14 protein-coding genes are annotated in these 10,713 nt (G+C 63.5%); 9 read left to right on the forward strand and 5 right to left on the reverse strand.

The window, feature by feature from the left end:
• From AC3G88_RS28700 to AC3G88_RS28740, 9 genes are all read left to right on the forward strand, one after another.
• Positions 1 to 825, forward strand: coding sequence for a hypothetical protein (locus AC3G88_RS28700; protein ID WP_488894415.1), 825 nt, complete (start codon positions 1 to 3; stop codon positions 823 to 825).
• A 2-nt stretch (positions 826 to 827) separates the two neighbouring features.
• A complete protein-coding gene (locus AC3G88_RS28705; RefSeq protein WP_488894416.1) occupies positions 828 to 2,048 on the forward strand; it encodes a hypothetical protein in 1,221 nt (406 codons plus the stop codon).
• Positions 2,048 to 4,192 (forward strand): hypothetical protein, encoded by a 2,145-nt coding sequence (locus tag AC3G88_RS28710; RefSeq protein WP_488894417.1) that lies wholly within the window; start codon positions 2,048 to 2,050, stop codon positions 4,190 to 4,192. The genes AC3G88_RS28705 and AC3G88_RS28710 overlap by 1 nt, the downstream gene beginning before the upstream one ends.
• Before the next feature lie 105 nt (positions 4,193 to 4,297).
• Positions 4,298 to 4,987 (forward strand): hypothetical protein, encoded by a 690-nt coding sequence (locus AC3G88_RS28715; protein ID WP_488894418.1) that lies wholly within the window; start codon positions 4,298 to 4,300, stop codon positions 4,985 to 4,987.
• A 69-nt stretch (positions 4,988 to 5,056) separates the two neighbouring features.
• Positions 5,057 to 5,377 carry a hypothetical protein gene (locus AC3G88_RS28720; protein WP_488894419.1) on the forward strand — a complete coding sequence of 107 codons (321 nt, stop codon included), beginning with the start codon at positions 5,057 to 5,059 and terminating at the stop codon, positions 5,375 to 5,377.
• On the forward strand, positions 5,374 to 5,664 hold the full coding sequence (locus tag AC3G88_RS28725) for a DUF7940 domain-containing protein (protein WP_488894420.1): 291 nt from the start codon (positions 5,374 to 5,376) through the stop codon (positions 5,662 to 5,664). Before AC3G88_RS28720 ends, AC3G88_RS28725 begins: the two co-directional genes overlap by 4 nt.
• Positions 5,651 to 6,130, forward strand: coding sequence for a hypothetical protein (locus tag AC3G88_RS28730; protein WP_488894421.1), 480 nt, complete (start codon positions 5,651 to 5,653; stop codon positions 6,128 to 6,130). The genes AC3G88_RS28725 and AC3G88_RS28730 overlap by 14 nt, the downstream gene beginning before the upstream one ends.
• Complete coding sequence (locus AC3G88_RS28735; protein WP_488894422.1) at positions 6,127 to 6,423, forward strand: hypothetical protein; 297 nt, start codon at positions 6,127 to 6,129, stop codon at positions 6,421 to 6,423. Before AC3G88_RS28730 ends, AC3G88_RS28735 begins: the two co-directional genes overlap by 4 nt.
• 19 nt (positions 6,424 to 6,442) lie before the next feature.
• A complete protein-coding gene (locus AC3G88_RS28740) occupies positions 6,443 to 6,598 on the forward strand; it encodes a hypothetical protein (protein WP_488894423.1) in 156 nt (51 codons plus the stop codon).
• 2 nt (positions 6,599 to 6,600) lie between these two features.
• On the opposite strand, the gene AC3G88_RS28745 is transcribed toward AC3G88_RS28740, so the two are convergent.
• The 5 genes from AC3G88_RS28745 to AC3G88_RS28765 form a co-directional block, all read right to left on the reverse strand.
• Positions 6,601 to 7,806: an acyltransferase family protein gene (locus tag AC3G88_RS28745; RefSeq protein ID WP_488894424.1), complete on the reverse strand. Its 1,206-nt coding sequence runs from the start codon at positions 7,804 to 7,806 to the stop codon at positions 6,601 to 6,603.
• A gap of 501 nt (positions 7,807 to 8,307) precedes the next feature.
• Positions 8,308 to 9,393: a tyrosine-type recombinase/integrase gene (locus AC3G88_RS28750; RefSeq protein ID WP_488894425.1), complete on the reverse strand. Its 1,086-nt coding sequence runs from the start codon at positions 9,391 to 9,393 to the stop codon at positions 8,308 to 8,310.
• A gap of 3 nt (positions 9,394 to 9,396) precedes the next feature.
• Complete coding sequence (locus AC3G88_RS28755; protein ID WP_488894426.1) at positions 9,397 to 9,594, reverse strand: excisionase; 198 nt, start codon at positions 9,592 to 9,594, stop codon at positions 9,397 to 9,399.
• Positions 9,595 to 9,663: 69 nt separating this feature from the next.
• Positions 9,664 to 10,254, reverse strand: coding sequence for a hypothetical protein (locus tag AC3G88_RS28760; protein WP_488894427.1), 591 nt, complete (start codon positions 10,252 to 10,254; stop codon positions 9,664 to 9,666).
• The gene (locus AC3G88_RS28765) at positions 10,251 to 10,685 is read right to left on the reverse strand and encodes a Lar family restriction alleviation protein (RefSeq protein ID WP_488894428.1); all 435 of its coding nucleotides are present in this window, start codon (positions 10,683 to 10,685) and stop codon (positions 10,251 to 10,253) included. Before AC3G88_RS28765 ends, AC3G88_RS28760 begins: the two co-directional genes overlap by 4 nt.
• Positions 10,686 to 10,713: the final 28 nt, after the last annotated feature.

Here is a 10,713-nt window from a genome sequence, read left to right on the forward strand (position 1 = left end):
ATGGGCATTTTCGATTCCCTGTCCGGGATCCTCGACTCGGGAAACCACGATTCCATTCTGGGCGCGGTGGGCAAGCCCATCCAGAAGTGGACGGACCCGCTGTCGTGGGTCACGGGCGGGAAATGGGCAGACTGGACTAGCACCGATATTCCGCGCGCCTCCAATCAGGTGCTGTCCAAGGTCATGACGCCGTTCGACCGTGTAGACGAGACGATCAACCCGGTACGGCGCTGGGTGCCCGGCGTGGACAAGATCGGCGATGTGGTCCGAGACAAGCCCGCAAGCGCGATCGGTACGGCGGTCGGCTCGTTCTTCGGCGGTGGTGCCGCGCTGGGTGCTCTTGGTGGTGCTGGCGGAGGTGCTGGCGCCGGCGGTGCCGCAGCAGGCGGTGGTGCAACGGGCTCTGGGCTGGCTGGAGGCGGCTCTGCGCTTGGGTATGGAGGCGGGGTGCAGTCGTCCGTGCTGCCGGGCATCTTCGGAGGCGGGACCGTACCAGCCACGTATGGCGGGTCAAGCGGCCTCGGCATCTTCGGCGGCGCGGCTGGTACCGGCTCGATCACTGGCGCTGGTTCTGCTGGTGGTCTCGGGCTCAATAGCGGCGGCCTGGACTGGATGCAACTGGCCCAGCAAGGCCAGAAGATGATGAACCAGAACAACAACCAGAACCGCGGCGGCGGTGCTGGCGGCGTTGGTGGTGGGATGGGCGGCGGCGGAGGCGGCGGTGGAAACACCAAAGGCCTGTTCTCGTCGCTGATCCGCCAGCCGAACCTGATCCACGCACCGATCAGCACGCCGAATATCCTCGGTGGCAACCTTTTGGGGTAACTATGGCCGGACTCGACTTTCTACTTGGCGCCAGCGACGACCAATCCAATGCCATGCGGTCGGGGCTGCTGGCCGCTGGCCTTGGCATCCTGGCAAACAACAGCGGGCACTACGGCGCTGCCGGGCCCGCGCTCGGCGCCGGGGGCTTGATGGGGCTGCAGGCCTATCAGGGCGCGCAAGAACAGGCGGAACAGAACCGCACCGCAGATCTGAAGCGGCAGCAGCAGGAGGCCGCTCTCCGGGCTGCACAAGCGAAGCAGAACTACGTCGCGGCGCTGGCTACCGGGCAGAAGCAATTCAACCCGAACGAGGCACTGGCCAACGGCTTCTCGATCGACGAGATCAAGGGCATGGCCGATTTCGGCAACTTCGGTAAGGCCAAGGTGAAGGACTACCGCGAGATCCGCATGCCGGACGGCCGGGTGGTGTCGCAGGGGTTCGACGAGTACGGCCAGCCGGTGGGCGAGGGGCAGACGCCATTCAAGGCCCCCACGTACCAGGATCTCGGCGGCAAGGTGGTCGCGATCGACCCGCTAACCGGCAAGATTGGCGGCGAACTCGGCAAGACGATGACGCCTGGCGAGATCGCCAGCAACAACGTCGCCCGCGCGAACCTCGGCATTGCACAGCAGCGCCTGGCCATGGACCGGGCAGGCCCGGGGAACAACCCGATGCTGAAAGGCGCCCCGTCTGGCTATCGCTGGAACGCGCAGGGCGAACTGGAAGCCATTCCTGGCGGCCCAGCCGCGCTGGAGGCCATCAAGGGAAAGGCGCCGACAGAGTTTCAGGCGAAGTCGGCAACGTTCGGTGCCCGCGCCGAACGGGCAGACAAGATCCTCAGCGACCTGCAGGGCAAGTACTCGCCCGGCGCTGTGGCCGCGAAACAGGGCGCGGAGAATGTCTATGGGGTGGGCGGCGTGCTTGGCACCATCGGCAACACGGTGCTGCCGGAGAACGCCCAGAAGGCAGACCAGGCGCAACGCGACTTCGTGAATGCGGTGTTGCGTCAGGAATCCGGCGCTTCGATCAGCGATGCGGAATTCGCCAATGCAAAACGCCAGTACTTCCCGCAACCCGGGGACTCGGCCGCGGTTATCAAGCAGAAGGCCGAAAACCGCGCCGTCGCTATTCAAGGCTTCAAGAATTCGGCGGGTAACGCGGCATTCACGGCGGCCCCCTCCAACGCTGGTAGCGGCGGCTGGTCCGCCAAAAAGGTGAACTGATGCCAACTTACCGTGTGACGGCGCCCGACGGCTCGACCTATGAGGTCAACGCGCCAGACGGCGCCACAGAGCAGGACGCGATCGCCTACGTGCAAGGACAGCAGACTAAGAAGGTCGACATGCCGTCGCCCGGCGCTTCGTCGCTGAAGGGATCGGCTGCGGGCGGCGCTTTCATGGGTCTGCGGGATGCTGTGGACGCCGGTGCCCAGCTGCTGCGCCGCGCGGTTCCGGACAGCGTGGGGAACGCCATCGATGCGGCCGGCAACTACCTCGCTGATGCTGGGCTGCCTGTCGCCCGGTCCAACGGAGTCGCGGGCGTCGACAAGATCGTCCAGGGCGCCAACCGTGAATACGAGGACTCACGCAAGATGGCCGGCCGAGACGGTCTCGACCTGGCACGCATTGCCGGGAACGTTGCCAACCCTGTGAACCGCATTGTTCCGATGGCCGGGGCGGGATCTGCCGCGGGTGTAGCAGGGCGGGCAGCGGCTCAGGGAGCGATCTCCGGACTCGCTACACCGGTGCTGTCCGAGGACTTCGGCACGAACAAGCTCGCGCAAGTGGGGCTGGGCGCTGCGACTGGCGCGGCAGGCGGGTATCTGGCAGACAAGACGATCGGCGCGCTGGCCAAAGGCGCCGACGCTGCCAAGAGGGTAGTTCAGTCGGGTGCCAAGCGGAATGCGGTCAACCAGGCTGCAGCAGAAGATGCGCTGGCGCGCGCCGCAGCGGCTCAGGACTTGGACCTGTCCGTTATCCCTGAGGGCATCCTGCGCAACGCTCGTGACCAGGTTAGCCGGGCACTTGGCCGCAATGAGACGATCGATCCGGCGGCAGTACTGCGGGCGGCAGAAGGGCGGGCTGTGCTCGGAGACGAGGCTGCATTGACGCTCGGGCAAGCCACACGCGACCCGGTGCTGTATGCGCGGGAAGCGAACTTGCGGGGGGTGGCAGGCGCCGGCAATGCGCTGACCGACCGTTTTGCAGCCCAGAACCGCGCCCTGATCAACTCGCTTAACTCGCGCGGCGCGACGGCCGCACCTGGTGAAATGGCGGCCGGCCAACAACTTGGCGATGCGCTGCGCGGATACGACGCCAGCCTGCGCAACAACATCAGCGATCTCTACAACACGGCGCGCGGGCTCAACGCGGGTGATATTCCACTGGACCACCGCGGATTCGCCGACGTCGCGCTGACGACGCTCGATCGCGAGATGAAAACCGGGTTCTTACCGCCACAGATCCAAAAGATCGTGAATGGCGTCAGCACAGGCGAAATCCCACTGAACATCAGCACTGCTGAGCAGATCAAGTCGACGCTGGCAGAAGCCAGCCGGGCGGCTAACCGGGCCGGTGACGGCAATACGGTGCGCGCGCTTGGCATCGTCCGTGACGCACTTGAAGGCGCGCAGCCGCCGGCAGGATTTCAGTTCGGCGGCAACCACGTCGTTCCAGCCGGTGCATCACTGCCGCCGGCATCTGCTGGCGCAGAGGCTCAGGCAGCATTCAACGCCGCACGAGCTGCCGCGCGTGACCGCTTCGGTCAGCTCGAATCCAATCCTGCGCTGCGTGCTGCCGTCGAAGACATGGCGCCGGACAAGTTCTTCCAGAAACATGTCTTGGGCGCCACCGCCCGCGACTTCCAGTCGATGATGCAGGCGGTCCCTGAACAAGCCAATACGGTGCGCACGCAGGTGCTGGACTACCTGAAGAGCAAGGCGCTGGGCGGGGCGAGCGACGAAGTTGGGAAGTTCTCTCAGTCGGGCTACAACAAGGCGCTGAAGCAGATCGGGGATACCAAGCTGCTGGCGATGTTCCAGCCTGAGGAAGTGGCCGCGCTGAAGTCAGTGGGCCGGGTGGCGGCAAATATCCAGGCTCAGCCGGCGGGCGCGGCAGTGAACAACTCGAATACGGCGTCTGCCGTGATGAATCTGCTTGGGCAGATGAACGGGAAGGTCGGTTCGCTCCCGGGCGTCAACATCTTGCGCAACTCAGCGCGGCAGTTTCTTGACGAGCGGGCCATTGGCGCGGCGCTTGGCGGCGAAATACCGACCCAGGCGTCGGAAGCGGGCGTAAATGCGCTCCGCTCTCGCCTGCTGCCGTATGCCGGCGCGGGCGGCATCTTTGGCGCGCAGATGGGCCAGTAACTGATTCACAGCGCCCCCGCCAAGGGCGACAAGCGCAGCACGCATCAGGTCGTTATCCATGATCTCCAAGCCACCTTCGGGTGGCTTTTTCTTTGGTGAGAGCAAATGCCAGTACCGAATAGTGTAGCCGACCTCGACCCGGTGGCCGCCAACAACTTCCCCACCGGCGGTGAGTCGGTCGGCCCAAACCTCGACAACTACCTACGATCGCATGCCGCGATCATACGACAGGTCAGCGACGCCGCCGCGGCTGCGCTAACAGCAGCGTTGCCTGCCGGGATCATTGCCATCTGGTCGGGGACGATCGCCTCGATCCCCGCCGGCTGGCAACTCGCCGACGGCACGAACGGGACCGTCGACCTGCGCGATAAGTTCGTGTTCGGCGCCGGCCCGGTGACGGCGGTTGGCACGACAGGCGGTGCCAAGACGGTGACGCTGAGTGCCGCCCAGATGCCGGTCCACAACCACGGTGTCAATGATCCAGGCCATGGCCACAGCGTGAACGATCCGGGCCACGGCCACACGGTCAATGACCCGGGCCACAAGCACGGTTCCGGAAATGGCTTCGGGTTCTCGTCCAGCGGTGGAGTCGGTGGTATTGGCTCGGGCACGAACGCCAACGGCTCCTTTGCTGAAACCGACCAGCGCGGCACCAACATCAGCATTAACAACTCCGGCACTAGCGTGTCGATCAACGGGAACTTCACTGGCATCTCTACGCAAAACGCCGGCTCTGGCGCAGCACACGAGAACATGCCCCCGTACTACACCCTCGCTTTCATCCAGAAGGTGTGAGCCGGACCACCGGCCGCACTCGTCAACCAGCCCGCCGCCGAGCGGGCTTCTTATAACCCCGGGGAATCCATGGAACAGCAAGCGAAACGAGGGTGGTTCGACTTCACCATCAGTCTTCAATGGTTGATCGGCGCAATCATCAGTGCGCTCGTCGGAGCCTTCACTGGCGCGGCGATCTGGTTCGGTCTGGTAGGCAGAGTCAACGCCCTGGAGGCACGTGACAAGGACCATGTAGCGCACTTCGCACGTATCGAGTCAGACATGCGCCAGCAACGGGCCGACGTGAAGGAGCAACTGAACGACATCGGCGAAGACGTGAAGGAAATTCGCCGGTACCTGATGGACAACGCAGCCGGCGCGCGGCCGGACATTCGGAGGTGGGCACGATGAGCAAGTTCCTGGCCGACAAGCTGTCGGAGATCAAGAAATGGTGGTCTGTCTGGGTAGGGCTGTTCGCCACCGTGGCGCTGACGGCAGTCCCTATCATCGCTGACCAGTGGCCGCAGCTGGCGCCGGGCTTCATTGCCCTATTCCCGAAGGGCGGAGAGCAATGGGCGCCGGTGATCGGGCTGCTGCTGACTATCGCTGCGCGGCTGGTCAGCCAGGCGGCCGTGCTGGATTCCTTGCGCAAGCTGTTCCGGCGCCCAGCAAAGGGAGACGACGATGCTGCTGCGTGAGGTAATGGAGAAGGCGATTCTTCCGGCACTCGCAATCCTGCCGGCAAAAATGGACACGCCGCAGGCACGCGTGATGCTGCTGGCGATCGGCCTGCAGGAAAGCGAATTCACGCACCGTCGGCAGATGGGCAACGGTCCCGCCAGAGGCTTGTGGCAGTTCGAAAAGGGTGGCGGCGTTCGAGGGGTCATGCAGCACCCCGCCAGCGCGCCATATGTCATGGCGGTCTGCGAGGTGCGCGGCGTGCAGTTTGATCGGTATGCCATCTGGGCGGCGCTGGAGACGGATGACGTCTTTGCCGCGGCTATCGCGCGACTGCTGCTGTGGACGGATGCCAAGGCGCTGCCCGCTATCGACGACCCGAAGGAATCGTGGGCGCTCTACGCGCGAGTCTGGAACCCGGGTAAGCCGCACCCAGACAAGTGGCCGGCGAACCATGATCTGGCCAGGCTGGAGGTCATCAAATGAGTGCCGGCCTGATCGAGATCTTGCTGAAGCTCGGCCCGTGGCTGCTGGCCGTACTCGGCTTAGTGTTTGGGTGGGCCCGGCACAAGCAGGCTCAGACCACCCAGGCACAGGCCAACCAGAAAGCCGCTGAAGCGGACGCCCGCGCCGCACAGGTGGAGGCCATCAACGCCAAGGCCAACGAGGACGCCGCGCGGGCCGGCGCCGATAACGCAAAGGTGAGACGCGATGAAGATTCTGTTGCTGCTGCCGATCCTGACCCTAACCGCGTGCTGCACGACGAGTGGGGTAAGTGAGCCGCCTGAGCCGCAGGTTATGGTGAAGACGCGTACTGTTGATACCGCCTGCGACTGGACCAAGCCCATCTATGTAGACGTGGCTGACGTCCTGACGAACGCGACAGCCGCCGCGATCCTGGCGCACAACCGCGCCGGCGCGAAGGTGTGCGGCTGGAAACCGAAAGGCAAATAGATTTACCGGGCCGGGACCTCTTCCGAGTGTTCCCGCCGGGTCTTCCAAAGACCAGACTTCAGTGCGTTGTTGACGCGCTTCCCGAGCGCCATCCCAGGCTTCTCAATCAGCAGATATGCCGCAGCAGATGCTAGCACCACGGCCACCGTGGTAAGCAGAATCGTCGCCCAATAGTGCCGCGCGCTCTCAATTGCCCACCCGCTCAGCCGGGTGTTCGGCCAAAACACAAACGTCAGTGTCAGTCCGTGCAGTAGGTAGATGCTATAGCTCAGGTTCCCGAGACGCAGCGCCGGCCGTGTAGTCAGGACGCCAAACAGCGATGATCCCGAGGCCACGATAATGAAGACGGCCGCCATGCTGATGATTGCCCACTTGTCGAACGCAGTATCGAAGCTGCTGTAGAGCCAGACTAGCAGCGCCAGCGCGCCGGCCGAATATACCGGCGACTTCAGCGACAGCGTCGGGTATTTCTTGTGCAGTGAAGCAGTGAGCATGCCGCACAGAAACAGCGAGATGTAGTACTTCTCCGGGTCGGGGAAGATGGCCGGCAGGCGGGGGATCAGCAACAGCGTAGTCACGATCAACGCCAGGTGTGAGCGCGAGGCAGCCGCAACGGTCAGAGCAGGCAGGGCGAAGTAGAACAGCCACTCGTAGTAGATCGTCCACGTGACGCCGGCCAGCAGCATGCCGGTGTTGTAGCCATTCACGCCTGGCTGTCCATAGAGCCCCAGACTGAACCACTGGATGATCTGAACTGCGATGTCCTTGACCGGGTAATTGAGCGTCCAGCCGGTGCGGTGGAACGAGATCGCGATGGCCACGAGAGCCGCGGCAATGAAAAGCGGGCCGATCCGGAACACGCGGCCGATGTACAGACCTCGCCAGTCGATGGCCTGGCCGCTGGTCAGCAGCCGGTTCCAGAACAGATAGCCGGTGATCATGAAGAAGAACGACACGCCGGTCTGCCCCAACATCTTGTAGAAGCTGGACGGCGGCAGCTGCCATACGCCGGTCTTCAGGTAGCCGTATGTGATCGCTGCGTGGTGTCCGAATACGGCCAGCGCGAGGAAGCCGCGCATCCCGTCCAGCGTTTCAAGACGGCCGCCCGTTACGGGGCTGTCCAAGCTGGCGAACAGACGTTTCGGCAGAACTATGAGGATTGCGACGCACAAGATGGCCGCGAAATACCAAGGACTGAAAAGGTCCATTTTTATTTTGTGGTTGTGGACAGGGGGAAGCGGGCGGATTCTAGCATCGACGGCTGCGGTACCATCCGGCCCATGTCGACCGGATTCCAGCCCCCAGCGCCGCCCATGCCGAAGTATGAGATCTCGGACGAGTGGGCATGCCGCACATGCTCGCGGCTTGTGATCACGATGGTGCAGGAATATCCACATCCACGGATCAGGCTGGACTGCCCGCTCGGGCATCCCTGTCCGCTCAAATGGTGCCCGGATTGGCAGCGGGAAATGGGGGTGGATTGAGGTGTTTATAACGCCCACCTAACCCATTGATTTGTATAGGGCTGAGTACGACCTTTTGCGGGCGTGAAAAGCTGTCAAAAAACTACCGCATCCCATTGATCCGTAATGGGAAAACACGGCTGATTCCCGCCTAAGGGGGCTGCATGCCCAGCAGCCCGCTAGCCCTTGATTTACCGTGGGGTGTTCAACCGGTGTTCAAAATCCGATCAAAACCCGATCAAGAAATCAGCCGTTGCTGACCTTCACACGGACCGGTGCGAGACCACGATTGTTGGCGTAGAGGTCGGCCGTCTGGTCGCTCTGGTGCCCGAGAAGCGCCTTTGTATCCACACCACCCTGGTCCATGTAGGTGCGCTTCGCCAGACTGCGCAGCTCGTGGAAGGTCGGCGCGTGGTCGCCGTCCAGTTCTGCAAGCACGCGGGCTTTGGCGAACGCCTTGGAGATCGTGTCCAGATCAACGGGGGAACCCCGGGGCGCGCCGGTGTACGGCCGGATATGGTGGATCAGGTATTTGCTGACCACGCCGGTGGTCTTGCACCTGGCGATCACGTCGGCCAGCGACAGGCCAATGGCATCCATCCGCAATGCGAGCGGGATCTCGATCACAACGTCAGTCTTGGATCGCTGCAGCACCAGGTATTCACCAACCACATTCGACCGCTGCAGGCCGGCGATGGTCGACCGGTCCTGCCCGGTGATCATGGCCAGAAGCATGGCGTTCGGCAGCCAGGCGGCCACCTCGGGCGCCTTGTCCAGGATCTTCTGGAAGTGCTCCAGCGACAGGCGCTGGCGCTTCACCTTCACCTTTACCTTCTCGGTCACCGCGACTGGGTTGGTAGGCATCCATCCCAGCGCCACACCTTTTGCACATACGGCAAACATGCGGCTGCGGATGGCCTGTGCCCATCGATTCTTGCCGCGCGCTTTGATCTTCTCCAGCATCTCGGCGACATCCTTGGTCGTCAGACTCTCGCAGCGGATGTGCCCGATCTCGGCCGTGATGATCCGGTCGTAATCGCGCCTGGCCTTCAGGGTGTTCGGGCTCAGACCGTCGATGGGCATCTTCTTCAGCAGGTCGGCCACGGTGTCCTGAACCGCTTCCAGCCGTTCGGCCAGCGACTTCTTGGCCTCGCCGCGCTCGACAACGAGATTCGCTTGCTGCGCCTCGTGGATGGCCTCTGCCGCAGTCACCCGGCCGATCACGTGCGTCTTGCCGTCGCGCGGATCGCGCCAGGTGAAGTAGCCCGGCCGCGGCTCATGGAGATTCGGCGGGAAGTGTGCGCGCTTGCGGATGCGTGGACGGGCGGCCATGGCTTATTGTGGGATGCGGCTGGCAAGGGAAGGGCGGGCGACCGCACCCTGAAAGATGGCGGTGTCCTCGACATAGTATGCGCGGCCGACCTTTACCGGAGTCGGGTAGATCTTGCCGTCGCGAGCCCAGGTGCGAACGGTCTTCACTGCCGGCGCGGGGTCAAAGTTCTTCTCGGCCCATTTCTCAAGACTGATTTTCATCTTCCTGCTCCAGGTTCAAGTACTTGCGCGTCAACCTCAGGACGCGGGCTATGTTGGCTTGCATGGGGGTCACTGCAATTCTTGTTCTGCCTGTCGCATGGCGGCGGTGAGGCGCGCCATGTCATCGTGCGAGCCACCGGGGCGGTCCGGATGAGCGGCTTGGGCCCGGCGGCGGTACGCCGCGCGCACGGTGGCTAGGTCACGCTCGCTAGCCGATACGCCGATCACATCGCGCCAGCTATCGGCTGCGGCTGGTGCTGGCAAGGCGGCGAACCCGGTGAACGCAGCGCGCATCATGTCCCCCGTTCCCCAGCGAGCGATGCCACGCAGCGCGTCAATCGTCTTCACGATAGCGTGCATGTTGTGCTCGACGCGGTTCCAGCGATCACAAGCAAAGCTCATCGACTGACCATCCAGCGAAAAGTAGACAGCGACACCCTCATCATCGAGCTTTCGATAGCTGGCATATGGAAGGCCGTCTTGCCGCAGCGGCACATTGGTCGAAATCACCAGATTTCGGCCACCGAGCCGGCGAACCTCGCCAACTAGGTTGTCACGCGCGACTGCGAAGGTGGTCTGGAAATTTGCCGAAGCGCGTCGAAAAGGCGCTGTGCGCGGTCGGCCTTCCGGCCATTGAAGCGGATATGCCGTGGTACTCATACCGCATCCCCCTCCGCCCCGCCATTCCCCGCAGACGGGGCGGCGAGTTTTGCCCGAGCCTGCCAGCATTTCCACCAGAGCGCCGTCATGCTGGACACGTAGCTACCGTCTGCCCGGCGCCTTGTGTGACCGCCAGCACCGTTCACGAACGCATGGAATGCTGCGCGCTCGTCTTCCGTCTCCCCGCCCCCAGGCTGGCTGGCGCTCTCCAGTTCGCGGCGGTTCCATGCGGAGATAGCATCGGCCTTGGCGCCTTCATGCGAGCCAAATCCTTCGTGAAACGCGCCGTCGAAAAGACACGCACCGCAGTCGCAAAGCACAAAGGTTTCCGTCTTATCCCCATACCAGGGATCGCCCTGCGGCTCAACATCGCGCTTGACGACCTTGGGCGCACCGCCGCAAAACGGGCACGGCTTCAGCTTCTCGCTCATTCTGTTTCTCCTGGGGTGCGGGTGCGCT

The organism is Cupriavidus sp. 86D6 (assembly GCF_057815095.1).

Coding starts and splice junctions, on each gene's coding strand:
- AC3G88_RS28700 (WP_488894415.1), top strand. CDS start 1: ATGGGCATTTTCGATTCCCTGTCCGGGATCCTCGACTCGGGAAACCAC.
- AC3G88_RS28705 (WP_488894416.1), top strand. CDS start 828: ATGGCCGGACTCGACTTTCTACTTGGCGCCAGCGACGACCAATCCAAT.
- AC3G88_RS28710 (WP_488894417.1), top strand. CDS start 2,048: ATGCCAACTTACCGTGTGACGGCGCCCGACGGCTCGACCTATGAGGTC.
- AC3G88_RS28715 (WP_488894418.1), top strand. CDS start 4,298: ATGCCAGTACCGAATAGTGTAGCCGACCTCGACCCGGTGGCCGCCAAC.
- AC3G88_RS28720 (WP_488894419.1), top strand. CDS start 5,057: ATGGAACAGCAAGCGAAACGAGGGTGGTTCGACTTCACCATCAGTCTT.
- AC3G88_RS28725 (WP_488894420.1), top strand. CDS start 5,374: ATGAGCAAGTTCCTGGCCGACAAGCTGTCGGAGATCAAGAAATGGTGG.
- AC3G88_RS28730 (WP_488894421.1), top strand. CDS start 5,651: ATGCTGCTGCGTGAGGTAATGGAGAAGGCGATTCTTCCGGCACTCGCA.
- AC3G88_RS28735 (WP_488894422.1), top strand. CDS start 6,127: ATGAGTGCCGGCCTGATCGAGATCTTGCTGAAGCTCGGCCCGTGGCTG.
- AC3G88_RS28740 (WP_488894423.1), top strand. CDS start 6,443: ATGGTGAAGACGCGTACTGTTGATACCGCCTGCGACTGGACCAAGCCC.
- AC3G88_RS28745 (WP_488894424.1), bottom strand. CDS start 7,806: ATGGACCTTTTCAGTCCTTGGTATTTCGCGGCCATCTTGTGCGTCGCA.
- AC3G88_RS28750 (WP_488894425.1), bottom strand. CDS start 9,393: ATGGCCGCCCGTCCACGCATCCGCAAGCGCGCACACTTCCCGCCGAAT.
- AC3G88_RS28755 (WP_488894426.1), bottom strand. CDS start 9,594: ATGAAAATCAGTCTTGAGAAATGGGCCGAGAAGAACTTTGACCCCGCG.
- AC3G88_RS28760 (WP_488894427.1), bottom strand. CDS start 10,254: ATGAGTACCACGGCATATCCGCTTCAATGGCCGGAAGGCCGACCGCGC.
- AC3G88_RS28765 (WP_488894428.1), bottom strand. CDS start 10,685: ATGAGCGAGAAGCTGAAGCCGTGCCCGTTTTGCGGCGGTGCGCCCAAG.